Genomic DNA, 22808 nt, shown 5'->3' with positions numbered 1-22808 from the left:
CGGGTCTGCCAAACGGAGTCACGATCACCAGCCCGCCGGAGCGCGCGGCGCCCGGCGTGGCGAGTCGCGCCTGACCAGTTCTGATCGCCCGTCAGGCGCGATTGCGATGCGGGGGCGGCGGCGGCCGGTGCTACGTCCACTCCCAGAGCTTGGCCTCGGCCTTGCCGCTCTCCTCCACGTGGAACTCGAAGACCGCGGCGACGCCCATGAGGCGGGCGAACCGCGTCGACGTCGTCTCGAAGTAGAGCGCTCCGCGCCAGTCGACCGCCCCGGTGTCGTCGAAGCGGCCGACGCCCGAGCCGTGCCAGGTGACCGTCTCGCCGTCCGCCGCCATCGTCACGCCCTGGCCCTCGCCGAAGAGCGTGCCGTCGGGCCGCATGACCGACTCGTACGTGCCCATGTCCTTGACCTCGACGCCCAGCAGGGTGCCGGACGCCCGGAAGGACGCCTCGAGCACGGCGTGGCCGCCTTCCGCCGAGAGCACCCTGATGCCCGTGGTCTCGCCCAGTTCCTCGCCGATCAGCTCGCCCAGCATGATGGGACTCCTCTCCGAATCGCCTTCGGACGGGTCCCCTCTTCCGGACTACGCCCGGCGCCGCGGGCTGTCAAACGGAGCGGCGGAGTCCGACCTCGCGTCCGGCGCCGCCGGAAAACCCCTCGCATCCGGCCGACCCCTCCGGATAACGTCCTTCCCATGAGTTCCGTCATCCTGAACCCGCACGCCGCGCGCATCCGGTCGGCTCGCTGACCCTGGTGTCGGCCGTCGGCGCGCGTCACCGCCGCCGGCGTCCCCGGCATGGGGTCCCTCGCCCACCATGCCCTTTCCCTCCGGATGACGAGGATCCTTCCCATGCGCGCACTCCCGCGCCCCACGTTCGCGTTCGTTCACGGCGGTTCCAGCAACGCACGGGCCTGGGGCCCGCTGATGAGCGAGCTGGCCCTGCTCGGGCACCGCTCCTACGCCTTCGACCTCCCCGGCCACGGAGACCTGGCCGACTCCCCCGCCCCGTACTACCGGCAGCCGCAGGACCCCGCGGCGCTCGCCGCCGCCCCGTCGCCGATGCGGGGCGTCACCCTGCGGGACAACGTGCGCCACGTGGTCGGCGTGCTGCGCGGCCTCGCCGCGCACGGGCCCGTCGTCCTGGTCGGCAACAGTCTCGGCGGTCTGACGATCAGCGCCGTCGCCAACGCCGTCCCGGACCTGATCGACCGCGTCGTCTACCTCTCCGCGCTGTGCATCGCCGACCCCGCGATGCTCACCGAGCCGTGGGACGTGGCCGACGACAACCTCCTCGACGCGGCGGCGGCCCGGATCGCCGTGCCGGGCGCACGCGAGCCGGGTGTCGTCCGGCTGAACTGGCGGGCCGCCCACACGGACCCGGAGCTCTTCGCGCAGCTGAAGGAGGCGATCATGGCGGACTCGACGGACCACCAGTTCCGGCTGCTGCTCGACTCCCTGGATCCGGACGAGAACCACATGGTCCTGGAGTCCGGTGCCGTCGTCACGGCCGACGGGTGGGGGCGGGTCCCGCACACGTACGTCCGGCTCTCCCAGGACCGCAGCAACACTCCGGCCGTCCAGGACCACATGATCCGCACGGCGGACGCGCTGACGCCGGACAACCCCTTCGACGTGCACACGCTCACGACCTCGCACGTCGGCTACTTCAGCCGGCCGGAGCCGTTCGCGAAGCTGCTCGACGGGCTCGTCCGATGATGCGGACCGACCGGTAGGTTCGGTACAGACCCGGCCGGTGGGTTCGGTGCACACCGGCCGGTAGGTTCGTACGAACCGAACGGCGAGTGCGGCGACGGCGCCGCGGAGTGTGGGTGTGACGTGTTCGTCATAGCGCGTGAAGAGTCCTTCGACCGCGACGAGATGCTGCGGCTCTACGCCGCCGTCGCGTGGGAGGGGTACACCTCCGACCCCGACCGGCTCGTGCGCGGGCTGCGGAACTCCCACCTCGTCCTCACCGCGCGGGACGGTTCGGGCGCCCTCCTCGGGCTGGCCCGGACCGTCTCGGACGACGAGCACATCTGTTACGTCCAGGACGTCGTCGTCGATCCGTCCCGCCACCGCGAAGGGGTGGGCCGCGCGCTCGTCGAGGAGCTCATGCGGCGCTACGCTCACTGCCGCTTCTTCCTCCTCTCCACGGATCACGCGGACTCCCCCGAGGGCAAGCGGAACCATGCCTTCTACCGGAGCCTGGGCTTCCTCTCGTACGAGGAGAAGCGCATGGCCGGCTTCGGCCTGCCGCGGCACCGTCCGGCCCCCGCGGAGCGGGGTCGCGGGGACGGCGAGGCCTGAGGAATTCGGTCGGATTGGCGGCTTTTCAACAGAGCACGGAAAAAGACGAGTTGACGATCTTGAAGCCCAACTCGCCCTCATGGAGGGCCAGATTCGGGAATCATCACAGGTCGCGGGGCAAGTTCCGGTGATCATGCGCGAGTTGGGAAGCCGTCGCGACGCCGTTCCGCCTTCAAAGGTTGCCCACAAGTTCCGTACATCTGCCCTCAAGAGGGGTCCCCATGGTCTAGATTGACCGTGCTTCACATGATCGGACACGAGCCGACAAATGATGCTCTTCGGGGCGGGAGATCAGTGCGGCGCGGGAGGCGGGGGCCTCCCGAGGGGAGGAGCGGCGCGGGAGGCGGGGTCTCCCGAGGGGGAGGAACCGTGTCGAGCGATCACGTCGGGAATTCTGACGCCCTGGGGGGGCTGTGCAGCAGCGGGAATTGATCAGCCCGTTTCCTACGACACGCGAGCGGGTGGAGGGCAGGGCGGCAGTCGCCCGTCATCCGATCGCCTGGGAGCAGCGCTACCGCCGTGCGGTGATCATCAGCGACACCGCGGCCACGGCCTTCGTCGTGGCGACGATAGGCGGCTTCTTCGGGGCCCGTGACGCGGCCAACTGGCACGAGAAGTGGCGCATCCTCGCGTTCGGCACGGAGCTGCTCGTCCTCGGCGCCCTCGCGGTGAGCAGGGCGTGGGCCCCGGCCGTACTCGGCCAGGGCGCCGAGGAGTTCCGCCGGCTCGGCCGCTCACTGTTCACCGCGGCCGTCGTGCTCGCGCTCGGCGGGATCGCCCTGAGCTCGACCAACATCAAGCTCTGGATATTCGTCGCGGTGCCCGCCATCGCGCTCGTGACCATGACGGAGCGGTACCTGCTCCGCCTCTGGCTGCACAAACAGCGGAACGAAGGCCGGTGCCTGCGCCCGGTGCTGGCCGCCGGGAGCCCCGCGACCGTGCGCGACCTGATCGCCAGGACGCGCAGGTTCCCGCACCTGGGCTGGCGCGTGGAGGCGGTCTGCACGGCGGAGACCGCCGGGCGAGACGGCCAGGTGGACGGTGGTCACTTCGACGGGAACCACGTCGACGGGGTGCCGGTCGTCGGCCGCCTGGCGGACGTCGCCGGGCACGTCCGCCGCGACGGCTACCGCGTCGTCGCCATCACGCCCGATCCGCACTGGTCGCCCGACCGGCTCCAGCGGCTCGCCTGGAACCTGGAGGGCAGCGACGCCGAGATGATCGTGGCGCCGGTGCTCATGGAGGTGGCGGGACCTCGGCTGCACATCGACGCGGTGCTCGGCATACCGCTGCTGCGGGTCAGCATGCCGACGTTCACCGGCGGCCGGCGCGCGGTCAAGGGGATCGTCGACCGGCTGGGAGCGGCGCTGCTGCTCATGCTGTTCACCCCGCTGATGCTCTGCGTCGCGCTGCTCGTCCTCGTCGACAGCCGGGGCGGGGCGGTCTACCGCCAGCGCCGGGTCGGCAAGGACGGCCGCGAGTTCACCATCCTCAAGTTCCGCACGATGGTCGTCGGGGCCGACCGGGCCCGTGACGAGCTCGCCGAGCTCAACGAGGGCGCGGGGCTCCTCTTCAAGCTCCGCAGGGACCCGCGGGTGACCCGCGTGGGGGCGGTGCTGCGCCGGTACTCGCTCGACGAGCTCCCGCAGCTGTTCAACGTCCTCACCGGCTCGATGTCCCTGGTGGGCCCGCGGCCCCCGCTGCCGGAGGAGACGGCCGCGTACAACCAGGACATCCGGCGGCGGCTCCTGGTCAAGCCCGGCCTCACCGGTCTGTGGCAGATCAGCGGGCGCAGTGACCTTCCGTGGGAGGAGGCGGTGCGGCTGGACCTGCGGTACGTGGAGGACTGGTCGCTCGCCCTCGACGCGGTGATCTTGTGGAAGACGCTCCGTGCGGTGCTGCACGGTCAGGGGGCCTACTGATGCACGCGTGGCATCGTCCGGCCGGGGTGCGGGCGGCAGGCCGCGAGGGCCTGCCCGGGGGGAGGAACGGGTCGTGAGAGTCAGCGTCTTCGGGCTCGGGTACGTGGGCTGCGTGTCGGCCGCGTGCCTGGCGAGCCTCGGCCACGAGGTCATCGGGGTGGACGTCAACCAGGTGAAGGTCGACCTGGTCAACGACGGCAAGGCACCGCTCGTCGAGGAGCGGATCGGCGAGCTCGTCGCCGAGGTCGTGGGGAGCGGGGCGCTGCGCGCCACCACCGACGTCCGCGAGGCGATCGAGCACAGCGACGTGTCGCTGATCTGCGTCGGTACGCCGTCGGAGCCCAACGGCAGCCTGTGCACCACCTATCTGGAGCGGGTGACCGAGGAGATCGGCGCCGCGGTCGCCGAGCGGGGCGGGCGGCAGACGGTCGTCTTCCGCAGCACCATGCTCCCGGGCACCTGCCTCGACCTGCTCGTGCCGATCCTGGAGAAGTACGTCGGCGGCACGGCCGGCGTCGACTTCGGCGTGGCGGTCAACCCGGAGTTCCTGCGCGAGGGTTCGAGCGTGCGGGACTTCTTCGACCCGCCCAAGACCGTCATCGGCGAGCTCGACCCGGAGAGCGGCGACGTGGTCGCCTCGCTGTACGAGGGGCTGCCCGGCGAGACGTTCCGGGTGCCGATCCCGACGGCCGAGGCCATCAAGTACGCCGACAACGCCTTCCACGGGCTCAAGATCGGCTTCGCCAACGAGCTGGGCGCGGTGTGCCGGGCGCTCGGGGTGGACTCGCACCAGGTCATCGACGTGTTCCTCGCCGACCAGAAGCTGAACATCAGCCCCGCCTACCTGCGGCCCGGCTTCGCCTTCGGCGGCTCCTGCCTGCCGAAGGACCTGCGCAGCCTCGTCCACGCGGCGCAGCGGGCCGACGTCTCGGTGCCGATCCTGTCGCACGTGCTGCCCTCCAACGCCGACCACCTCCAGCGCGCGGTGGACATGGTCGAGCGCACCGGCAAGCGCCGGGTCGGCCTCTTCGGCCTCTCCTTCAAACCCGGCACCGACGACCTGCGCGAGAGCCCGCTCGTCGAGCTGGCGGAGCGGCTCTTCGGCAAGGGGTACGAGCTGCGGATCTACGACCCCAACGTGAACCTGTCCCGGCTGCTCGGCGCGAACCGCGAGTACATCGAGACCCGGCTCCCGCACCTCGGCAGGCTGATGACGGACTCGGTCGACGAGGTCCTCCAGCACGCCGAGGTCTGCCTGGTCGGTACCAGGGACCCGGCCGTCCTGGCGGCGCTGCCGCACGGCGACGGCCCCGTGATCGTCGATCTCGTCCACCTTCCCGACGCCGACGCGCGCCGGGCCGAACCGGGGTACGTGGGTCTTGCTTGGTGAAACATCGTCCGCACCACTGGACAACAACGGGGCCGGCCGGCGCGCGCTGGTCCTGGTCGAGAACCTGTCCGTGCCGTTCGACCGGCGCGTCTGGCAGGAGTGCACGACTCTGCGCGACGCCGGATGGGACGTGCACGTCATCTGCCCGCGCGGCGAGAAGCGGGACACCGAACCCGAGGCGGTGATCGACGGGGTGCGGATCCTCCGCTACCCGCTGCGCGCCGCCACCGGGGGCCCGGCCGGCTACCTCGGCGAGTACGGGTCGGCCCTCTGGCACACCGTACGGCTGGCCCGGAAGGTCGGTCCGGTCGACGTCGTCCACGCCTGCAACCCGCCGGACCTGCTGTTCCTTCCGGCGCTCTGGCTCAAGCGGCAGGGAGCGCGGTTCGTCTTCGACCAGCACGACCTGGTGCCCGAGCTGTACCTGTCCCGGTTCGACCGGGGCAAGGACCTGCTCTACAAGGCCGTGTGCGCCCTCGAACGGGCGACCTACCGGGCTGCCGACGTCGTGATCGCCACGAACGAGAGCTACCGGGACGTCGCGGTGCGCCGCGGCGGCAAGCGCCCCGAGGACGTGTTCGTCGTGCGCAGCGCGCCCGACATCGAGCGGTTCCACCCGGTGCCGCCGGAGCCGGAGCTGAAGCGCGGCAAGCCGCACCTGCTGTGCTACCTCGGCGTGATGGGGCCGCAGGACGGCGTGGACTACGCCCTGCGGGCGCTCGCGAAACTGCGCGACGAGGTCGGGCGTACCGACTGGCACGCGGTGTTCGTCGGCGGCGGCGACGCCTTCGACGCGATGGTCGCGCTGTCCCGGCGGCTCGGGCTCCAGGACCAGGTCCAGTTCACGGGGCGGGTGCCGGACGCCGACCTGGTGCGCTACCTGTCCACGGCGGACGTGTGCCTCTCCCCCGACCCCCGCAACCCGCTCAACGACGTGTCGACGATGAACAAGGTCCTGGAGTACATGGTGATGGGCCGGCCCATCGTCTCCTTCGAGCTGAGGGAGGCGCGCGTCTCCGCCGGTGACGCCGCCGTCTACGCGCCCGCCGACGACGAGTCGGAGTTCGCCCGGCTCGTCGCGCGGCTCCTCGACGACCCCGAGGAGCGGGCCCGGATGGGCAAGATCGGGCAGGAGCGGATCGGGGGCCGGCTCTCCTGGCGGCACTCGCAGCGCGCGCTGCTCGACGCCTACGCCGCCGCCTGCCGCGGCCTCGCCCCCGTCTCGTCGCGCGGACCGCTGCGGTCGGGGAGGCCGCGCCGTTGAGCGACGACACCATACGCCTGGTCACGGTCGGGCGGATCATCCGTCGGCGACGACGGCTCCTCGCCCTGCTCACGCTCCTCGGCGCGCTCGTCGGCCAGGGCACCGCCCTGCTGCTCCCGCCCCGGTACACGACCTCGGCGTCGGTGCTGCTGCCGGGCGCGTGGGAGGAGCGCGAGCTGCTCACCCAGGCGCAGATCGCCACGAGTTCGGTGGTGATCGACCGCGCGAACACCACGCTGGGCTGGGCCGGGGTCAGCGCCAAGGAGCTGCGCAAGCAGGTCAACGCCGAGGTCGCCGACGGGAACATCATCAGGATCTCGGGGACGGCCGAGACTCCGGAGCGCGCGCAGCTGCTCTCCGACCAGGTGGCCAAGGACTTCGTCGCGTTCGCCGCGGAGATCTCGGGCGCCCCGACCGACCCGAAGGCGAAGGACCGGCCCGGGGCCCTGCGTGAGCTGGTGACGAAGACGAGCCGCCGCATCGACGAGCTCGCCGACGCGGCCGGTGCCGGGGAGACCGTGGAGAGCGTGCAGGCCCGTACCGAGCTGTCCAAGCTCCGCACCTCGCTGCAGGAGGCGGTGGACGCGCTGGACAAGGCCGAGTTGGCGGACGACAAGACCGCCCTGGTCGTCATGGGGCCCGCGGCGCGGCCGACGGGACAGGCGCCTCCGACGCGGGTGCAGCTCATCGCCGGTGGCGCGCTGCTCTTCCTCCTGACCGCGGTCGTCGCGCACCTCGCCGCCGCACGGGTCGGCCGACGGCCGCGCTCCGAGCGGGAGATCACCGCCGCCGTCGGCTCCCCCGTGCTGGGAGCGGTGGACGTGCCCGTCGAGCGGGGCGGGGACCGGACCGGGGCCCGCGGCCGGTGGAACTGGCTGCGGCGGCTCCTGGGCCTCGACGTCCGCTGGGACGTGCCCACCCCGCGTACCGCCGGGGACGAGGCCGGTCGACGGGTCCGGTACCGGCGGGTGTGCGCGCGGCTGCGGGAACAGCTGCCCGTCGGCCGGCGGGTGCTCGTCGTCGTCCCGGACGGGGACGAGGCCGCCCGCCGTGCGGCCGAGGAGCTCGTGGACCTCGCCGCGCAGGACGCCCTGGCCGGGAATCCCGCCTTCCAGCTGGTCGGCGTCTCGGTGGACAGCCCGCTCATGCCCGACCACGAGCACGAGTCGGGTGTCCTGTTCGTGCTGAGCGCGGGCGGCTGGACGGCGGGCGAGCTCGCGGGGATCACCGAGGCCTGCGCCGACGCCGAGCACGACGTCGTCGGCGTCCTGGTCGCCTCGCCGGTCGGGTCGCGCGACGCGCGACCGGCGCGGTCCGGCGCCGGGCCCCGGCACGCGGGGCCGCAGACTGCCGCGATCGACGACCGCGTGACGGGAGGGGTGCGATGACCGCGCGGACGACTCCGGAGGCTCCGGCCGCCGCTCCGCTCCTCGACCTGGGGACGCTCGTGGCGTCGGTCCGCAGGCGGCGGCGCCTGTGGTCCGCCACGACGCTCCTCGGCCTGGTCCTCGGCACGGGGGTGGCGGTGTTCCTGCCGCCCCCGCCGACCGCGACGACCAAGCTGCTCGTCGCCCACCAGGAGGACCAGCCCAACGATCCCGGCACCCTGATCCGTACGGACGTCGCCCTGCTCCAGACGACGAAGATCGCCGCCGAGGCGCTGCGGTCCCTCAAGTCCGCGGACCGGCCGGAGGACTTCCTCAAGGACTACGGGAGCGTCGGCCTCACCAACAACGTGCTCGAGATCAGCGTGAGCGCCGACAGCGACGCGGAGGCGGTGGCGCGCGCGCAGGCGCTCGCCGACACCTTCATCGAGGACCACGTGCGGCGCATACGGGAGGCCGCGGACTCCGAGGCCAAGGCGCTGCTCGACCATCGCGACCGGCTGCGCGGCGACCTCGCCGAGGTCAACCGGGCCATCGGGGAGCGCTCGTCGGCGAGCGGGGCGTCGGCGGACATGGAGTCGCTCTTCGCCCGCCGTGCCGAGCTCACCTCCCAGATCGCCGACTACGGCCAGCGCGCCGCCGCGGCGAACATCGGCACGCCCCACCTCATCGCCGGGACGCAGATCGTGGACGCGCCGCGCGCGGTGCGGCACTCGCTGGCCAAGGCGGCCGCCACCGACGCCGGGATCGGCATCGCCCTCGGCCTCGCCCTCGGCCTGGCGGCGGCCTCGGTCGCCTCGGTGGTGGTGGACCGGCCCGTGCTGCGCCGGGACATCGCGGCGAACCTCGGCGCGTCGGTCGTCGCCGAGCTGCCCCGCCACCCGTCCCTCTGGCGGCGGCGCCGCAGGACCAGGGCGGCCCGTGAGCGGCTCGTCTCGTTCCTGGCCCGTACCGTGCGGACCTCCGAGGAGCCGGTGTCGCTCCTGGAGCTGGGCTGCGCGTCCGAGGTGAGCACGCTCGCCATGGACCTCGCCCGGGCCCTCACCGCGCGCGGCCCGGTGGTCGTCGTCGACGGTCTGCCCGGCCCGCAGCTCGCCGAGCGGGAGGGGAAGCACGGGGACCCGATCGTGGTCGACGCCGGGCACGCGGCGCCGGTGGCGTACGGGGAGTTCCGGCTCGGGGTCGGCTCGGTGGCGCCCGGTGCGGCGTGGACCGACCTCCCGTACCTCGGTACGCGCACGGTCCTCGTGGTGCGTGCCGGGGTGGAGAGCGCCGCGTGGCTGCACAACGTGGCGCGGCAGCTCGCCGACCAGCGGGTGGCGGTGCTCGGTGTGGTGCTGATCGACCCGGATCCGCGGGACCGGACGGACGGGACTCTGTGGGACGGGACGCAGGCCGCGCTCCGGGCCCGCGGCGAGCGGGCGGCCGGGCGGAGCACGACGGAGCGGCGGCGGCCCGAGCGGGTGCCGTTCTGGGCCACGCGGGGCCCGGACGACGAGCAGGAGGTGCGGTAGCACATGTGTGGCATCGCGGGCACGTACCGCTGGCCGGACGGGAAGAGCGTCACCGACCGGCTCACCGACATCCTCGCCCACCGCGGGCCCGACGGGGCCGGCCGGTACAGCCATCCCGTGGGGGACGGCGAGGTGCACCTCGGGCACCGCAGGCTGGCGATCGTCGACCTGTCGGAGACCGGGGCGCAGCCGATGGCGAAGGACGGCCTCGTCCTCACGTACAACGGCGAGCTGTACAACGCGCCTGAGCTGCGCGCCGAGTTGGAGGCCGCCGGGACGCGCTTCCGGGGGACGTCCGACACCGAGGTGGTCCTGGAGGCCTGGCGGCGCTGGGGTACGGAGGGGCTGCCCCGGCTGCGCGGGATGTTCGCGTTCGGGGTCTTCGACGAGCGGACCGGCGAGCTGGTGCTCGTCCGCGACCAGCTCGGCGTCAAGCCGCTGTTCCTGATGCGGCGCGGCGAGGGGCTCGTCTTCGCCTCCGAGCTGAAGGCGCTGGCCGCCGCCACCGGCGGCACCCTGGAGGTCGACCACGGGGCGCTCGTCGCCTCGCTGCTCTACTACTGGGTGCCGGACTCCCGCTGCGCGCTGCGGGGCGCGGAGAAGCTGCCGCCCGGCAGCTGGCTGCGGTGCCGGCCGGACGGCGGGGTGGAGCGGGGCCGGTTCTGGAACCTGCGGGAGGTCGCCGCCGAGGGCCGGGAGCGGGCGCGCTCCGGCGACCTGCCGGACGTGGCGGCCGTCGTCGAGGAGTCGACGCGGCGGCACCTGCTCGCCGACGTGCCCGTGGCGACGTTCCTCTCCGGCGGTCTCGACTCCAGCTACCTGACCGCGCTCGCCGCGCGGGACGTGCCGGGGATCGCGGCCTACACGATCGGGTTCCGGGCGGAGGACGCCCGGTTCGAGGCGATGCCGGACGACCTGCGGTACGCGCGCAGGGTGGCCGAGCAGTTCGGCGTGGACCTGCGGGAGATCGAGATCGCGCCCGACGTCCTGGACCTGCTGCCGCGGATGACGCACAGCCTGGACGAACCGATCGGAGACCCGGCGGCGATCAACACCTTCCTGATCTGTTCGGCGGCCCGCGAGGCCGGGGTGAAGGTGATGCTGTCGGGGATGGGCGCGGACGAGCTGTTCGCGGGCTACCGCAAGCACTACGCCAACCTGGTCGCGCTGCGCTACCAGCGCGTCCCCCGGCCGTTGCGCCGCGGTCTGTCCGCCGCCGTGGACCGGCTGCCGGTCGCCTCGGCCCGCCGGGGGTACCGGTCGGTGCGGTTCGCGAAGCGGTTCCTGTCCTTCGCGGACCTGCCGGAGGAGACGGCGTTCCGGCGCAGCTACACGATGTACGACCGCGAGGAGCTGCTCGGCCTCGTCAGTCCTGACCTGGCGGGGACGGTCGACGACGTGCTGGCCGAGCACGCGGACGTGTACGGGGACAACGACCTCGACGACTTCGTGAACCGGATGTGCCTGGGCGACGCCCGCATGTTCCTGCCGGGTCTGAACCTCGCCTACACCGACCGGTCGAGCATGGCCGCGTCGACCGAGGTGCGCGTGCCGTACGTGGACGTCGAGGTGGTCAGGGCGGCGTTCGCGGTGCCCGGCGACCGGAAGATCGTGGGCCGGCAGGGGAAGGCCGTCCTGAAGGAGGCGGCCGCCTCGGTCCTGCCCCGCGAGATCGTCTACCGGCCGAAGGGCCTGTTCAGCGCGCCGCTGCGGGCCTGGATGAGCCGGGACCTCGCGCCGCTGGTGCGCGAGGTGGTGAACGAGGGCGTGCTCGTCGAGTCCGGGATCCTGCGCCGAGACGCGCTCGCGCGGATGGTCGCGGAGGACGCGGCCGGGCAGCGGGACTTCTCCAAGCACCTGTGGCACGTGCTGACCCTCGAGTACTGGTACCGCGGCGCGACCCAGGGGTCCGACCGGCACGCTCGGCAGACGGCGTAGCGACCACCGCCGCACACCGCGGCGCAGCACGGCACGGCACGGAACGGCACCACGAGCGCACGGCAACACCGCAGAGAAACAAGGGGACTTCGGTGAAACAGGTAGTACAGAACTACAAGAGCGGTGAGCTGGCGGTGCTCGACGTGCCGGTGCCGGAGTGCAAGCCGGGCGGTGTGCTGGTCCGTACGTCCTACTCCCTGATATCCACCGGCACCGAGCTCATGAAGGTCTCCGAGGCCGGCATGTCGATGCTGGGCAAGGCGCGTTCCCGCCCGGACCAGGTCGCCAAGGTCATGCAGAGCGTCGCCACCAACGGCCTGCCCGCGACCTACCGCAAGGTGATGGGCAAGCTCGACTCGTACACGCCGCTCGGCTACTCGCTCTGCGGGGTCGTCGAGCAGGTCGGCGCCGGGATCGACGACGTCAGGGTCGGCGACCTGGTGGCCTGCGCGGGCAACGAGCACGCGCTGCACGCCGAGGTGAACTGGGTCCCGAAGAACCTCTACACGCCGCTGCCGGAGGGGCTCGCGCCGCGGCACGCGGCCTTCGGGACCGTCGGTTCGATCGCCATGCAGGGCGTCCGGCAGGGCGAACCGCAGCTCGGCGACGTGGCGCTCGTCATCGGCCTCGGGTTGATCGGCCAGCTCGTGGCGCAGCTCCTCACCGCCTCGGGCGCGCGCGTCGTCGGCGTGGACCCCGACCCCTCGCGCTGCGAACTCGCCGTCGGGCTCGGCGCCGTGGTGTGCGGCGAGCCCGGTTCCCCCGCCGTCGACGCGGCCGTCGAGTCGCTGACCGGCGGCCACGGCGTGGACCAGGTGTACCTGGCCGCGGGCGGCGCCGACAACGGGCCGGTCGAGCTGGCCGCACGGCTCTGCCGGGACCGGGGCAGGGTCGTCGACATCGGCAAGACGCGCCTGGACCTGCCGTGGAACGCGTACTACGAGAAGGAGCTCGACGTCCGGTTCTCCCGCTCGTACGGGCCCGGTCGCTACGACCCGGAGTACGAGCTCGACGGGCGGGACTACCCGATCGGGTACGTGCGCTGGACCGAGCGCCGCAACCTGGCGTGCTTCCTCGACCTCCTCGCCCGGGGCCGGGTCGACGTGGAGCCGCTGATCTCGCACGTCGCCGACTTCGACGACGCGGTGAAGACGTACGAGCGGCTGAAGGACGGCGAGCTGAAGGCCGTGGCGGTCCTGTTCCGCTATCCCGACGGCCCGGCGGCGGAGGAGGGGGAGGCACGTGCCGCGGAGGTCGCGGTGCCCGCCGTCCGCCGTGGCACCGTCGCCCCGGTCCCGTCCCGGCCGGCGAAGGCGTCCGTGCGCCTCGCGTTCGTCGGCGCCGGCAACTACGCGTCCTCGATGCTGCTCCCCCACCTGGTGGGGCGCGAGGGCGTCGACCTGTCGGCGGTCGTGACGACGACGGCGCTGTCCGCGGCCAACGCGCAGCGGAAGTTCGGCTTCGCCGAGGCGACCACGGACCTCGACGCCGTGCTCGAAGACCCGTCGATCGACGCGGTGTTCGTGGTCACCCGGCACAGCTCGCACGCCGCGCTGACCCGCAGGGCGCTGCTCGCCGGGAAGGCCGTCTTCGTGGAGAAGCCCCTCGCGCTCACCGAGGAGGAGCTCGCCGACATCGTCGCCGCGGTGGAGGAGTCCGGCAACGACCGGATCCACGTCGGGTTCAACCGCCGCTTCGCGCCGCTGCTCCAGGAGGCGAGGAAGCGGTTCGGCGCCCGGACCGGCCCGGCGAGCCTGCGGTACCTGGTCAACGCGGGCCGCCTCCAGCAGGGCAGCTGGTACCTCCGGCAGGGCACCGAGGGCTCCCGCTTCACCGGCGAGGGCGGGCACTTCGTCGACACGGCGAGCTGGCTGCTCGGCTCCGACCCGGTCTCCGTGTACGCGGTCGCCGCGACCGGCGGCGAGGACCTCCAGATCGTGCTGCGGTACGCGGACGGGTCCACCGCCACCATCAGCTACGTCACCACGGGCACCCCCGGGTTCCCCAAGGAGACGCTGGACCTGATCGCCGACGGCAAGGTGCTGCGGCTCGACGACTTCGTGCGCGCCTCGGTCTTCACCGACGGCGGTGCAGCCGGCCGCAAGCGCTGGGTCAGCTCGCGTCTCCCGCAGGCCCGCGACAAGGGCCAGAACGCCCAACTGGCCGCGTTCGTCCGGGCGGTGCGCACCGGGGGTCCGATGCCGGTGCCGCTGGAGTCGCTCGTCGCCACCACGGCGGCGACCCTCGCCGTGCGCACCGGTCTCGCCGGCGGCGCGCCGGTGACGCTTGCGAGGGCGCGATGACCATGAGTCCCGCCTGGTACCTGCGGCGGCTGTCCCGGATGGGGCCGCGGGAGGTCGGCGGCCGGGTCGGCGACACGCTGCGCAGGCGGCGCTGGCGTTCGGCGCCGCCGGGTTACCCGGGCTCCCGGGGCGCCCGGTTCACGGCGGTGCTGCCCGCCGGGACACTCGCCGCCGTGCCGCCGGACGCCGTGAAGCGGCTCGTCGAGGAGGCGGACCGGCTGATGGCCGGGCACGCGGAGTTCTTCGGCGTGGTCCGCGACGACCTGGTCGAGCCCGACTGGACGCTCGACCCGAAGACGGGGCTCCGCGCGCCCCGGGGGTACGCCTTCGACGTCCCGTACCGGGACGAGGAGGCGGTCGGGGACATCAAGCAGATCTGGGAGCCGTCCCGGCACCAGTACCTCACGGTGCTCGCCGCCGCCTACGCGCTGACCGGGGACGAGCGGTACGCCGAGCGCGTCGCCGCGCACCTGCGGCACTGGTGGGCGGCGAACGCGCCGCTGCGCGGGGTGCACTGGATCAGCGGCATCGAGCTGGGCATCCGGCTGCTGTCCTGGGTGTGGGTCCGCAGGCTCCTCGACGGCTGGCCGGGCGCGCCCGGCCTGTTCGAGGAGAACCCGGTCGCGCTGCGGCAGATCTGGCACCACCAGCGCTGGCTGGCGGGCTTCCCCAGCCGGGGTTCGTCGGCGAACAACCACGTGATCGCGGAGACTGCCGGGCAGTTCGCCGCGGCCTGCGCGTTCCCGTGGTTCGACGCGTCGGAGCGGTGGCGGTCCGACGCCCTGAAGTCCCTCGAACGGAACCTGCGGGGCAACACCTTTCTGTCGGGGCTCAACCGCGAACTGGCCACCGAGTACCACGGGCTCGTCCTGGAGCTGGGTCTCGCGGCGGTCGCCGAGGCGGACGCCGCGGGCGTGCCGCTCCCGCCGACGGTGCGGCGGGTGCTGCTGCGGATGACGGACGCGCTCGCGGCCGTCGTGGACGGGCGGCTGCGTCCGCCGCGCCAGGGCGACGCGGACGACGGCCACGGCCTGGTCCTGGACGGCGAGGGCACCGACCGCTGGGGCTCGCTGCTCGCCACCGGCGAGGCCGTCTTCGGCCGGCTCCCGTGGTGGCCGGAGGTGACGGGCACCGATGTCCGCACCCCGCTGCTCGCCGCGCTTATCCGCCCGTACGGGCACGGTGGCCGCGCGTCGACGGCGGGCCGTCCGGAGCGGCGGCCCGCGCACTTCGCCGACGCGGGCATGACCATCCTGCGCGGGCCGGGCGAGATCTGGTGCCGCTGCGACGGGGGTCCGCACGGGTTCCTCTCCATCGCCGCGCACGCCCACGCGGACGCGCTGTCGCTGGAGGTGCGGCACGACGGGGTCGACGTGCTCGCCGACCCGGGGACGTACTGCTACCACGGGCAGCCGGAGTGGCGGAGCTACTTCCGGTCCACGCTCGGCCACAACACCCTGGAGTGGGACGGCGCCGACCAGTCCGTCTCGGGCGGCCCGTTCCTGTGGACCCGGCACGCCCGCACCCGGGTCCTGGTCGCGGACGCGGACGGGCGGGAGGCGGCCCGCTGGGTCGCCGAGCACGACGGCTACGGGCGGACGGCGCACCGCCGCGAGGTGGAGCTGACCGCCGCGAACCGGCGGCTGCGCGTGGTCGACGAGGTGCGGGGCGAGAGCGGTTCGGTCCGCGTCGCCTTCCACCTCGGGCCGGCGATCACGGCCGAACTGGACGGGAACCGGGCCGTGTTGACGTGGAGCCGGGACGGCGAGGACCGCTCGGCCGTGCTGGAGCTGCCCGGGGAGCTGAACTGGCGTGCGCACCGCGGCGAGACCGCTCCGCCGCTGGGCTGGTACTCCCCCGGCTTCGGCGTCAAGGTGCCGACGACCACGCTCGTCGGCTCCGGGACGGCCGAGGGCACGCGCGCCTTCACCACCACGCTCACCTTCGACGCGACGGAAGCGGCCGACGGCCAGGAGGCCGCGTGGTGAACGCACGGAGGCGCCGGGCGCCGCGCACCGCGGCCCTGGCGCTGGTCCTGGCGGCGGTGGCCGCCTGCACGAGCACGACCGAGGCCCCGCGGGACCGGTCCGCCGGCTCCTCCCCGTCCGGTACGCGCTCCGCCGCGCCCGCGGCTCCGGGGACGCACCCGGCGACGGAGGCCCCGGCCGCCGCCGGGGCTCCGGCCGCGGCGGTGGCCCGGGTGTGCGCGAAGCCCGTGCCCGGGCCCGCGACGGCGCCGCCCGGCGCCGTGACGGTCGATCCGGCGGTGGCCGGCGACCTCGCGACGAAGACCGAGGACAGCCCGCCGGGCACCACGTTCTGGCTGCGGCCGGGGACGCACCGGCTCGGCGACGGGCCGTACGACCAGGTCCTCCCGAAGAAGGGCAACCGCTATCTGGGCGCGCCGGGCGCGGTGCTCGACGGCCGGAAGGTCAACCAGTACGCGTTCGGCGGCACGGCCACCGACGTCACCCTCCGCCACCTGACGGTGCAGGGGTTCGTCGCGCCGAACAACGAGGGCGTGGTCAACCACGACATGGCCGACGGCTGGGTGATCGAGCACGCCACGATCCAGGACAACTCCGGTGCCGGGCTGATGGCCGGTGCCCGTCAGCGGCTCGTCGGCAGCTGCCTGCGCAGGAACGGCCAGTACGGCATGAACGCGTACAAGACCGGGGACACGCTGCGCGGGCTGGTCGTCCAGGGCAACGAGGTCGTGGGCAACAACACCGACGACTGGGAGCGGCGGACGCCCGGCTGCGGCTGCACGGGCGGCATCAAGTTCTGGGCGGTGAACGGCGCCGACGTGCGCGGCAACTGGGTGCACGACAACCGGGGCACCGGGTTGTGGGCGGACACCAACAACAACGACTTCCTCTTCGAGGACAACCTCATCGAGGCGAACGACGGTGCGGCCCTGATCTACGAGACGAGCTACAACGCCGTGATCCGGAACAACACGATCCGGCGGAACAACCTCGTCGAGGGACGTCCCCTCGCCGCGGGCGGCGACGACTTCCCGTACGCGACGGTGTACGTCTCCGAGTCCGGCGGCGAGCCGCGGATCCCGGCCCGCACGGACCGGATCGACATCCACGGCAACGTGTTCGAGAACAACTGGAACGCGATCACCTTGTGGGAGAACGCCGACCGCTTCTGCAACAGTCCGGCCAACACCTCGACCGACTACTGCACCCCGCTGGTGAAGGACACCTCCCGCTGCGCGGCGCCGGCCATCGCCTCCGCCCCGCTGTACGGCGACTGCCGATGGAAGACCCAGCGGGTCGACGTCCACCACAACCGCTTCGTCCTCGACCCCGCCGCGGCCAAGTGCGCGGCGGAGTGCGCCCGCATGGCGCTCTTCGCCAACTACGGCACGTTCCCCGACTGGTCCCCGTACCGGGGGAAGCGGGTGGCCGCCGCGGTCACCCACGAGCAGGACAACCGCTGGCACGACAACGTCTACCGGGGCCCGTGGACCTTCCTCGCCGGTGACCGGAGCGGGGCGCTCGACGCGGGGACGTGGCGGGACGCGCCGTACTGGCAGGACGCGGGCAGCACCTTCGCCGCCGGGGCGGGTGGTTGAGATGACCGCGGAGTCGTGGCGCGAAGGCCCGCCCAAGGCCGCCGGGATCGCCTGGGCGCTCCTCGCCCTCAACACGCTCGGGTCCACCGGGGCGGAGACCGTGATCCCGATCCCCCGCTCCCTCATCCAGATGGCCACCATGGGCGCGCTGGTCGTGGCGTTCCTGCTGGCCCTCGCGCTCAACCCCGAGCTGCTCGTCCGCCGCAGCGCCTTCGTCTTCCTGATCACGCTGCTCCTGGTGCCGAGCCTGATCTCCAGCATCGCCCTGGAGGTGGGCGTCGGGGCGCTGTTCCGCTGCGGGCGGCTGGCGCTCTTCACCGCGACCCTGTGGCTGCTGAGCCGCTGGTGGGACGGTTCCCTGTCCTTCGTGCGCCACCACATCCGCATGTACTTCGCCGTCCTCGTCCTGGTGGCGGCGGGGCTCGCCGTCTCCCCGGGCACGGCCATGCCGGAGTACTACGGAGGGCGTCTGGTCGGTGCGCTGTGGCCGCTCACGCCGCCGCAGATCGGGCAGTACGCGGCGATCGTCATCGGTCTCACCGCGCTGCTCCTGCTCGGCCGGCGCACGACGGCGGCGAGCGCGGCGACGGTGATCGTGCCCTCGCTGGTCCTGCTCGCGATGACCCACACCCGGACGGCGACGCTCGGGCTGCTCATCGGCCTCGCCCTGGCGATCGGTTCGCTGGTCCTGACCAGCGCGGCGGCCCGGCGGCTCTTCGCCTGGGCCGTGCTGTGCGCGGTGGTGGCCGCCGTGGTGTTCAGCTCCGCGCTGCGGGAGTGGTTCCTGCGGGGGCAGAGCCAGGAGAACTTCACCAACCTCACCGGCCGGGCCAAGGTCTGGGACGCCCTCCTCTCCTCGCCGCGCACGCTCCAGGAGCAGGTCTTCGGCACGGGCCTGGGCGACAAGTCCTTCGACGGCCTGCCGATCGACAACAGCTGGCTGGCGGTCTACGACGAACAGGGCCTGGTCGGCGTCGTCATCGTGGCGGCGGTCCTCCTCGTGCTCGGCGGGGTGGCGCTGCTGCGGCCGCCGTCGCTGCCGAGGGCCTGCGCGATCTTCCTCATCAGCTACTGCGGCCTGTCGTCGTACACCGAGGTCGGTCTCGGGGACGCCTCGGCGTACCTGCTGCACCTGACGCTGGCGGCGTCCCTGCTCGCCGTACCGGCCGCGACGACGACCGGGGCGACGACCGAAGCGGCGGCAGCGGACGCGGTGCCCGTCCCCCGAAGGACCAGGAGGTGACCCCCCGCATGCGCGTCCTCGTGGTGCACAACCGCTACTCGTCGGCGCAGCCGAGCGGAGAGAACAGGGTCGTCGACGAGGAGGTCGGCCTGCTGCGCGCGGCCGGTCACCGGGTCGACCTGTTCGAGCGGCGCAGTGACGACATCGCGGGCAGGTCGCTGCCCGGCAAGGTCGCGGTGCCGCTGCTCGTGCCGTGGAACCCTGGCGTGCGGAGGGAGCTCGCCGCCCGGCTGCGCGCGGAGCGGCCCGACGTGGTGCACGTCCACAACGTCTTCCCGCTCCTGTCCCCCGCCGTCCTCGCCGCCTGCGCCGACGCCGGTGTGCCGGTCGTCGCGACGCTCCACAACTACACCCAGGTCTGCCCGCCGGGCACGCTGCACCGGGACGGACAGGGGTGCGCCGAGTGCGTCGGCCGGACGCTGCCGCTGCCGGCCGTCCGGCACGGCTGCTACCGGGACTCGCGGCTGGCGACCGTCCCGCTCGCGGTGAACCTGGCGGTCAACCGGCGGCGGTGGTGGACCGGCGTGGACCGGTTCCTCTGCATCTCGGCGGCGCAGCGCGACGTCCTGGTCCGCTCCGGCATGCCGGCCGAACGGCTGGTGGTGAAGCACAACTTCGTCCCCGACCCGGGGGTCCGCCGGTCGGACGACGGCGAGCACCTGCTGTTCCTCGGCCGGCTCGCCGAGCCCAAGGGCGTACGGCTCCTCATGGCGGCCTGGGACGAGGTAGCCGCGGGAGGCGGGGTGGGGGTGCCGCTGGTGATCGCGGGGGCAGGTCCCCTGGAGCGCGAGGTGTCGGCGTGGGCGGCGGGCCGGGACGACGTGCGGTACGCCGGTCTGTGGGACCCGGAGGAGTGCCGGAAGGGCGTGGCCCGGTCGGTGGCCGTGGTGGCGCCCTCGATGGCCCGGGAGACCTTCGGCCTGGTGGTGGCCGAGGCGATGGCGGCGGAGGTGCCGGCGGTCGCCGCCGCCCACGGCGCCTTCGTCGAGCTCGTCGACGACGGGGTGACGGGACTGCTGCACCGGCCGGGCGATCCCGGCTCGCTGGCGGAGTGCCTGCGCCGGATCGCGTCGGGGGCGGACCGCAACCGGGAGATGGGCCGTGCGGCCCGGCGCCGGTACGACGAGGGCTTCAGTCCGGCCGTGGGGCTCGAACGGCTGGTGGAGGAGTACCGCGCGGCGATCGCGGCGCGGGCCGGCGGCGGGGTCAGCGCGCCGCCGGAAGGGAACGACGAGACCGGCCCGCGGCGGGGTGCCCGCGCGGGCGGGGATGGGGGCAGTTGATGACACGATGCCGACTCTGCGGTTCGGCGGCGCTCGCCAGCGTCGTCGACCTCGGGGCGACTCCGCCGTGCGAGAGCTTCCTCGCCGCGGACCGACTGGACCTGCCGGAACCCGCGTACCCGCTGCACCTGCGGGTGTGCACGGACTGCTGGCTGGCGCAGATACCTCCGCTGATCACGCCGGAGGAGACGTTCGAGGAGTACGCGTACTTCTCCTCGTACTCGACCTCCTGGGTGGAGCACGCGCGGGTCTTCGTCGACGGGGCGGTGCGGCGGCTCGGGCTCGGTCCCGAGGCGTTCGTGGTCGAGGTCGCGAGCAACGACGGGTACCTGCTGCGGCACGTGGTGGACCGGGGGATCCGCTGCCTGGGCGTCGAGCCGTCGGTGAACGTGGGCGCGGCGGCGCGGGAGGCGGGGGTGCCGACGCTCACGGCGTTCCTGTCGCCGGAGACCGGGGAGGCGGTCCGCGCCGAACACGGTCCCGCGCAGCTGGTCGTGGCGAACAACGTGTACGCGCACATCCCCGACGTGGTGGGCTTCACCCGGGGGCTGCGGGCGATGGTCGCCGACGACGGCTGGGTCTCGATCGAGGTGCAGCACCTGCTGACGCTGATCGAGGAGAACCAGTACGACACGATCTACCACGAGCACTTCCAGTACTACACGGTCGCGTCGGCGGCCCGGGCGCTGGCGAGCGGCGGGCTGACGCTCGTGGACGTCGAGCTGCTGCCGACGCACGGCGGGTCGATCCGGCTGTGGGCGCGTCCCGCCGAGGCGGCCGGGGAGCCGTCGCGAGCGGTGGCGGACGTCCTGGACCGGGAGAAGGCCGCCGGGCTCCAGGAACTGTCGGGGTACGCCGAGTTCTCCGCGCGGGTCGCCAAGGTGCGCCGGGACCTGCTGCGGTTCCTCATCGACGCCGCGGAGCGCGGCGAGACGGTCGTCGGATACGGGGCCCCGGGCAAGGGCAACACGCTGCTGAACCACTGCGGTGTGCGGCCCGACCTGCTCGCGTACACGGTGGACCGGAACCCGTACAAGCACGGCAGGTTCACGCCCGGCACCCGGATCCCGATCCTGCCGCCCGAGCGGATCGCCGAGGACCGGCCGGACTACGTCCTGGTCCTGCCGTGGAACCTGCGGGCCGAGCTCGTCGAGCAGCTGTCCTACGTGGGCGACTGGGGCGGCCGGCTCGTCTTCCCCATCCCGGAACTGAGCGTCGTCGAGGTGAAGCGATGAAGGTCGTCCTGTTCTGCGGCGGTTACGGGCTGCGCATGCGCGCCGGGTCCTCCGACGACATGCCCAAGCCGATGGCGATGGTCGGTCCGCGCCCGCTGATCTGGCACGTCATGCGGTACTACGCGTCCTTCGGGCACAAGGAGTTCATCCTGTGCCTCGGGTACGGGGCGCACCACATCAAGGAGTTCTTCCTCTCGTACGAGGAGACGACGTCCAACGACTTCGTCCTGCGGGGCGGGAGGACCGAGCTGCTCTCCACGGACATAGCGGACTGGACGATCACGTTCGCGCAGACCGGCATCGAGTCGCCGATCGGCGAGCGGCTGCGGCGGGTGCGCCACCACCTCGACGGCGACGAGATGTTCCTCGCGAACTACGCCGACGTGCTGACCGACGCCCCGCTGCCGGAGATGATCGACCGGTTCACGAAGAGCGACGCGGGCGCCTCGATGATGGTGGTGCCGCCGCAGTCCTCCTTCCACTGCGTGGAGCTGGGCGAGGACGGCATGGTCGGCGGGATCACGCCGGTGAGCGAGCTGCCGCTGTGGGAGAACGGCGGCTACTTCGTGCTCCGCCAGGACGTCTTCGACCACATACCGGAGAACGGCGACCTGGTCGCCGACGGCTGTGCCGGTCTCGCCAAGGAAGGGCGGCTGCTCGCCTACCGCCACCGCGGCTTCTGGAAGCCGACGGACACGGTGAAGGAGCGGGCCGCGCTCGACGCCGCCTACGCCCGCGGGGACCGGCCGTGGGCCGTGTGGGAGCGCGACGGCATCGGGGCGGGGGCGTGATCCGGCTCGGTGCCGGTCGGCTGGACCGGATCGTCGCGGTGGGGGCGCACTGCGACGACATCGCCATCGGCGCCGGCGGCACGCTCCTGACGATGTGCCTGGCCCGGCCCGGGCTGCGCGTCGACGCGCTGGTGCTCACCGGTGGCGGCGGCGAGCGCGAGGCGGAGGAGCGGGCCGCGCTCGCCGCCTTCTGTCCGGGCGCCGACCTGCGGCTGACCGTGCTGAAGCTGCCGGACGGCCGGCTGCCGGTGCACTGGGAGGAGGCCAAGGCGGCGGTCGAGGAGCTGCGCGCCGCGACCGATCCCGACGTGATCCTTGCCCCGCGCACCGACGACGCCCACCAGGACCACCGGGGCCTGGCCCGGCTGATCCCGACGGCGTTCCGCGACCACATGGTCCTCGGCTACGAGATCGTCAAGTGGGACGGCGATCTCGGCCGCCCGTCGGCGTACCAGCCGCTGGCGGACGAGACCGCCGAGCGGAAGGTGGAGCTGCTCCAGGAGCACTACCCCTCGCAGCGGCACCGGCCCTGGTACGACCGGGAGGCCTTCCTCGGCCTGGCCCGGATCCGGGGCATCGCGTGCCACGCCCGCTATGCCGAGGCGTTCGCCGTTTCCAAACTCACTCTCGATCTGGGGGAATGAAC

Annotated in this window: 17 protein-coding genes; 16 read left to right on the top strand and 1 reads right to left on the bottom strand. The window is 73.1% G+C overall.

Features of this window, described 5'->3' with window-relative positions; all coding sequences use genetic code 11:
- Window positions 1–130: 130 nt before the first annotated feature.
- Window positions 131–535, bottom strand: coding sequence for a hypothetical protein (locus tag AB0G79_RS13790; RefSeq protein ID WP_360805280.1), 405 nt, complete (start codon window positions 533–535; stop codon window positions 131–133).
- 315 nt (window positions 536–850) lie between these two features.
- On the opposite strand from AB0G79_RS13790, the gene AB0G79_RS13785 reads away from it, so the two are divergent.
- The 16 genes from AB0G79_RS13785 (at window position 851) to AB0G79_RS13710 (ending at window position 22806) form a co-directional block, all read left to right on the top strand.
- The gene (locus AB0G79_RS13785; RefSeq protein WP_360805277.1) at window positions 851–1717 is read left to right on the top strand and encodes an alpha/beta fold hydrolase; all 867 of its coding nucleotides are present in this window, start codon (window positions 851–853) and stop codon (window positions 1715–1717) included.
- Window positions 1718–1837: 120 nt separating this feature from the next.
- Window positions 1838–2308, top strand: a complete 471-nt coding sequence (locus AB0G79_RS13780) for a GNAT family N-acetyltransferase (RefSeq protein WP_360805274.1) — start codon at window positions 1838–1840, stop codon at window positions 2306–2308.
- Between the two features lie 413 nt (window positions 2309–2721).
- Entirely contained in the window at window positions 2722–4230 is a 1509-nt protein-coding gene (locus AB0G79_RS13775) for a sugar transferase (protein WP_360805271.1), read from the top strand.
- Between the two features lie 73 nt (window positions 4231–4303).
- Window positions 4304–5620 carry a nucleotide sugar dehydrogenase gene (locus AB0G79_RS13770; RefSeq protein WP_360805268.1) on the top strand — a complete coding sequence of 439 codons (1317 nt, stop codon included), beginning with the start codon at window positions 4304–4306 and terminating at the stop codon, window positions 5618–5620.
- Window positions 5610–6884, top strand: coding sequence for a glycosyltransferase family 4 protein (locus AB0G79_RS13765; RefSeq protein WP_360805265.1), 1275 nt, complete (start codon window positions 5610–5612; stop codon window positions 6882–6884). The genes AB0G79_RS13770 and AB0G79_RS13765 overlap by 11 nt, the downstream gene beginning before the upstream one ends.
- On the top strand, window positions 6881–8272 hold the full coding sequence (locus AB0G79_RS13760; protein ID WP_360805262.1) for a Wzz/FepE/Etk N-terminal domain-containing protein: 1392 nt from the start codon (window positions 6881–6883) through the stop codon (window positions 8270–8272). The genes AB0G79_RS13765 and AB0G79_RS13760 overlap by 4 nt, the downstream gene beginning before the upstream one ends.
- Entirely contained in the window at window positions 8269–9783 is a 1515-nt protein-coding gene (locus tag AB0G79_RS13755; RefSeq protein WP_360805259.1) for a Wzz/FepE/Etk N-terminal domain-containing protein, read from the top strand. Before AB0G79_RS13760 ends, AB0G79_RS13755 begins: the two co-directional genes overlap by 4 nt.
- A gap of 3 nt (window positions 9784–9786) precedes the next feature.
- The gene (gene asnB, locus AB0G79_RS13750) at window positions 9787–11721 is read left to right on the top strand and encodes an asparagine synthase (glutamine-hydrolyzing) (protein ID WP_360805256.1); all 1935 of its coding nucleotides are present in this window, start codon (window positions 9787–9789) and stop codon (window positions 11719–11721) included.
- A gap of 92 nt (window positions 11722–11813) precedes the next feature.
- Window positions 11814–14024: a bi-domain-containing oxidoreductase gene (locus tag AB0G79_RS13745; RefSeq protein ID WP_360805253.1), complete on the top strand. Its 2211-nt coding sequence runs from the start codon at window positions 11814–11816 to the stop codon at window positions 14022–14024.
- Entirely contained in the window at window positions 14021–16012 is a 1992-nt protein-coding gene (locus AB0G79_RS13740) for an alginate lyase family protein (protein ID WP_360805250.1), read from the top strand. The genes AB0G79_RS13745 and AB0G79_RS13740 overlap by 4 nt, the downstream gene beginning before the upstream one ends.
- A complete protein-coding gene (locus AB0G79_RS13735) occupies window positions 16006–17610 on the top strand; it encodes a right-handed parallel beta-helix repeat-containing protein (RefSeq protein WP_360805247.1) in 1605 nt (534 codons plus the stop codon). The genes AB0G79_RS13740 and AB0G79_RS13735 overlap by 7 nt, the downstream gene beginning before the upstream one ends.
- Before the next feature lies 1 nt (window position 17611).
- Window positions 17612–18853 carry an O-antigen ligase domain-containing protein gene (locus tag AB0G79_RS13730; RefSeq protein WP_360805244.1) on the top strand — a complete coding sequence of 414 codons (1242 nt, stop codon included), beginning with the start codon at window positions 17612–17614 and terminating at the stop codon, window positions 18851–18853.
- A gap of 8 nt (window positions 18854–18861) precedes the next feature.
- On the top strand, window positions 18862–20136 hold the full coding sequence (locus tag AB0G79_RS13725) for a glycosyltransferase (RefSeq protein WP_360805915.1): 1275 nt from the start codon (window positions 18862–18864) through the stop codon (window positions 20134–20136).
- On the top strand, window positions 20136–21371 hold the full coding sequence (locus tag AB0G79_RS13720) for a class I SAM-dependent methyltransferase (protein ID WP_360805241.1): 1236 nt from the start codon (window positions 20136–20138) through the stop codon (window positions 21369–21371). The genes AB0G79_RS13725 and AB0G79_RS13720 overlap by 1 nt, the downstream gene beginning before the upstream one ends.
- Window positions 21368–22162 carry a sugar phosphate nucleotidyltransferase gene (locus AB0G79_RS13715; RefSeq protein ID WP_360805238.1) on the top strand — a complete coding sequence of 265 codons (795 nt, stop codon included), beginning with the start codon at window positions 21368–21370 and terminating at the stop codon, window positions 22160–22162. Before AB0G79_RS13720 ends, AB0G79_RS13715 begins: the two co-directional genes overlap by 4 nt.
- Window positions 22159–22806: a PIG-L family deacetylase gene (locus AB0G79_RS13710; protein ID WP_360805235.1), complete on the top strand. Its 648-nt coding sequence runs from the start codon at window positions 22159–22161 to the stop codon at window positions 22804–22806. The genes AB0G79_RS13715 and AB0G79_RS13710 overlap by 4 nt, the downstream gene beginning before the upstream one ends.
- The last annotated feature ends 2 nt before the right edge of the window (window positions 22807–22808 follow it).

Origin of the sequence: Streptomyces sp. NPDC020807 (genome assembly GCF_040641575.1) — a bacterium.
Lineage (GTDB): Bacteria > Actinomycetota > Actinomycetes > Streptomycetales > Streptomycetaceae > Streptomyces.
Note: the sequence above shows the minus strand (reverse complement) of the source record. Positions and strands in the feature narration are given on the sequence as shown.

Bases quoted from the DNA above. Each gene is read 5' to 3' on its own strand.
- AB0G79_RS13790 (WP_360805280.1), bottom strand. From the start codon at position 535: ATGCTGGGCGAGCTGATCGGCGAGGAACTGGGCGAGACCACGGGCATC.
- AB0G79_RS13785 (WP_360805277.1), top strand. From the start codon at position 851: ATGCGCGCACTCCCGCGCCCCACGTTCGCGTTCGTTCACGGCGGTTCC.
- AB0G79_RS13755 (WP_360805259.1), top strand. From the start codon at position 8,269: ATGACCGCGCGGACGACTCCGGAGGCTCCGGCCGCCGCTCCGCTCCTC.
- asnB (WP_360805256.1), top strand. From the start codon at position 9,787: ATGTGTGGCATCGCGGGCACGTACCGCTGGCCGGACGGGAAGAGCGTC.
- AB0G79_RS13740 (WP_360805250.1), top strand. From the start codon at position 14,021: ATGACCATGAGTCCCGCCTGGTACCTGCGGCGGCTGTCCCGGATGGGG.
- AB0G79_RS13730 (WP_360805244.1), top strand. From the start codon at position 17,612: ATGACCGCGGAGTCGTGGCGCGAAGGCCCGCCCAAGGCCGCCGGGATC.
- AB0G79_RS13725 (WP_360805915.1), top strand. From the start codon at position 18,862: ATGCGCGTCCTCGTGGTGCACAACCGCTACTCGTCGGCGCAGCCGAGC.
- AB0G79_RS13720 (WP_360805241.1), top strand. From the start codon at position 20,136: ATGACACGATGCCGACTCTGCGGTTCGGCGGCGCTCGCCAGCGTCGTC.
- AB0G79_RS13715 (WP_360805238.1), top strand. From the start codon at position 21,368: ATGAAGGTCGTCCTGTTCTGCGGCGGTTACGGGCTGCGCATGCGCGCC.